Origin of the sequence: Mameliella sp. AT18 (assembly GCF_028807275.1) — a bacterium.
Taxonomy (GTDB): Bacteria; Pseudomonadota; Alphaproteobacteria; order Rhodobacterales; family Rhodobacteraceae; genus Antarctobacter; species Antarctobacter albus.
Genome location: NZ_JARAMO010000328.1, coordinates 1 through 2,716, shown reverse-complemented (window position 1 = coordinate 2,716; position 2,716 = coordinate 1). Strand labels below are relative to the sequence as shown.

Here is a 2,716-nt window from a genome sequence, read left to right as displayed (position 1 = left end):
AATCGCCGTACGTTTTGTACAAAACGTACGGAACAAGGCCCCTTGCAGCTCCGTCTTCGGCCCTGTCCGGGCCGGGCATGACCACAACATCTTGCGCCATGTTGTGTCATCTGCACCACGTTAACCCCCTCGCCCGCCACTGGCACCGGATCTTCATCCGTTGCGGCCAAGGCCCCTTGCGATTCTCCGGGCGGCCCCGGATGCTGCGGGCAAATCCCTGATCCCAAGGCCAGCCATGCGACCCGGAAACCGTAACCTGATCACCGATGTGCCCGGCCTTCTGGTCGGCAATGCCCAGCACGACAGGCTGAATTCGGGCACCACTGTCCTGACCTCGGACAACCCGCTCACCGCCTCGGTCTCGGTCATGGGCGGGGCGCCCGGAACACGCGAGACCGACCTGCTGGCGCCGGACAAATCGGTCGAGGCCGTGCATGCGCTGGTGCTGTCCGGCGGCAGTGCCTTCGGCCTTGCGGCGGCCCAGGGCGTGATGGATGCATTGCATGAAAAAGGCAAGGGATTCAGCATCTTCTCGGCCCGAGTGCCAATCGTTCCGGCGGCCATCCTGTTCGACCTCCTGAACGGCGGCGACAAGGCCTGGGGCGACAATCCCTATCCCGCGCTGGGGCGGCAGGCGCTGGCCTCGGCCACCGCGGATTTCGCCCTTGGCACTGCGGGCGCGGGCACCGGCGCGCAGACCGCACAGCACAAGGGCGGGCTGGGCTCGGCCAGCCTCGTGCTGGACGATGGCATCACCGTGGGCGCGCTGGTCGCCGCCAACCCGATGGGCAGCGTGACCACCCCGTCGGGCCGCCACTTCTGGGCCGCGCCCTTCGAACTCGGGGCAGAGTTCGGCGGCCTGGGCGTGGACCCGTCCCCCGGCATCGCCCTCCCCCCCAGCCGCAAGCTCGGCGCAATGGCCGCCCAGGGCAACACCACGATCGCCATCGTCGCCACCGATGCCGCGCTGACCAAAGCGCAGTGCCACCGCGTCGCGGTTGCGGCCCATGACGGCATCGCGCGGGCGATCCTGCCGGCGCATTCACCGATGGACGGGGACCTTGTCTTTGCCGCCGCGACAGGCGCGCGGGTGCTGGATGACCCCGGCAGGCAGGTGGCCATGATCGGCCATGCAGCCAGCCTGTGCCTGTCCCGCGCCATCGCCCGCGCGATCTGGGAAGCCGAGCCACGTCAAGGGGATACACTGCCGACCTTGCGATCCGAACTGGGGTAAGGCTGCGATGGGTCGCGACGACCCATCCTATGGCGGGGATCAGCGCAGGATCGGCGGCTTGTCCGGATCGGTCCCGGGGGCCAGGCGTTCGACGCGTTCAGGCGCCTGGGGCTCCGGCAGGTCAAAGCGCAGCGCGACACGGGCCAGATCGGCGGTCAGGCGGTCGCTGTCCGACAGGAAGGTGACGTCCAGCGCCCCCGCCTCCAACCCCGAGAAGACCAGAGCCTCGTTGATGGCCCCGGCCAGCGCGGCTTCGGCGCCCGCAACGGCACCGGTGATGCCCAACAGATGCCCGCGCGCCCCATCGTCATAGATCACCTCGGCCAGGTAGGCCTTGCGCGCCAGCCCGGCGCCGATGGCCAGCCGCGCATCCAGCGCCGTCACCAGCGCCTCTGGCACGCGGGGGGCGCGGAACTCGGCCGGGCGCGCCTCGGCCTGTTGCGGACCGTGGCCCAGCGTTTCCGCCAGCCAGGCCAGCGCTTCGGGTGGCAGCAGGTATTGCGAGGGCGCGACTTCGAGATTCAGGGCCAGTCCGATCCCCTGCCCCGCCAGCATCGAGGCCAGCGCCCGGCCGGACAGCGCAGCGTAGGGGACGGCCCGTCCGGCAAATCCGGCCAGCCTTTCCTCGCGGTCGAATCCCAGGACAAAGCGCGCGTCGCCCAGTTCGAACACCTCGGGAGAAATCTCCTGCCCCTGCGGTTCGGCGGTGAGCATCAGGTACAGCTCGGTCGTGGCCAGCCGGTCGTAATAGCGCAGGCGCAGCGCATCATCCTCTGGCGCGGCCTCCATCGCCGCATGGGCGCGGTCCAGTTCGGTCAGGGTCTCGTCGCTCATGCCAGCACCTCCGCGACACGGGTCCGCAGGACGGGCAGCAGCTCGGCCTCGAACCAGGGATTGCGTTTCAACCATGCGGTATTGCGCCACGAGGGATGCGGCAAGGGCAGCGCCGCGGGCGAAAAGTCGCGCCAGCGGGTGACGGTCTCTGTCACGCCTGTCTTGACGCCCAGATGCCATTTCTGCGCGTAGCCGCCGACCAGCACGGTCAGCTGGACCTCGGGCAATGCCTCGATGACTTGGCTTCGCCAGGTGCGGGCGCAGATCGGCGGCGGCGGCAGGTCCGATCCCTTGCGATAGCCGGGAAAGCAGAAGGCCATCGGCACGATGGCGACGCGGGTCTCGTCATAGAAGGTCTCGCTGTCCAGCCCCAACCAGTCGCGCAGGCGGTCTCCGGACGGATCGGTGAAGGGCAGGCCCGAATGGTGCACTTTCATTCCCGGGGCCTGCCCGGCGATGAGCAGCCGGGCCGAAGGCTGGGCCCGCAGGACGGGGCGCGGCGCATGTTCCGTCTCGGTGGCGGCGAAACGGTCGGCGCAGAGACGGCAGGCGCGAATGTCGGCAAGCAGTTGGTGCATTGCGCAAGTCTAGTCCGCCAGTGCGTCGAGGTCACGCCGGGAGGGGGCGCTGCCCCCTCGGCCTTCGGCC

Annotated in this window: 3 protein-coding genes; 1 reads left to right on the top strand and 2 read right to left on the bottom strand. The window is 69.3% G+C overall.

Annotated elements, in window-relative coordinates:
• Positions 1–235: 235 nt before the first annotated feature.
• Complete coding sequence (locus tag PVW46_RS27845) at positions 236–1,234, top strand: P1 family peptidase (protein WP_274578283.1); 999 nt, start codon at positions 236–238, stop codon at positions 1,232–1,234.
• Positions 1,235–1,273: 39 nt separating this feature from the next.
• Here PVW46_RS27845 and PVW46_RS27840 read toward each other — a convergent pair whose 3' ends face one another.
• The gene (locus PVW46_RS27840; RefSeq protein ID WP_069211329.1) at positions 1,274–2,068 is read right to left on the bottom strand and encodes an SseB family protein; all 795 of its coding nucleotides are present in this window, start codon (positions 2,066–2,068) and stop codon (positions 1,274–1,276) included.
• The gene (locus PVW46_RS27835) at positions 2,065–2,646 is read right to left on the bottom strand and encodes a uracil-DNA glycosylase family protein (RefSeq protein WP_069211330.1); all 582 of its coding nucleotides are present in this window, start codon (positions 2,644–2,646) and stop codon (positions 2,065–2,067) included. Before PVW46_RS27835 ends, PVW46_RS27840 begins: the two co-directional genes overlap by 4 nt.
• Positions 2,647–2,716 lie beyond the last annotated feature (70 nt).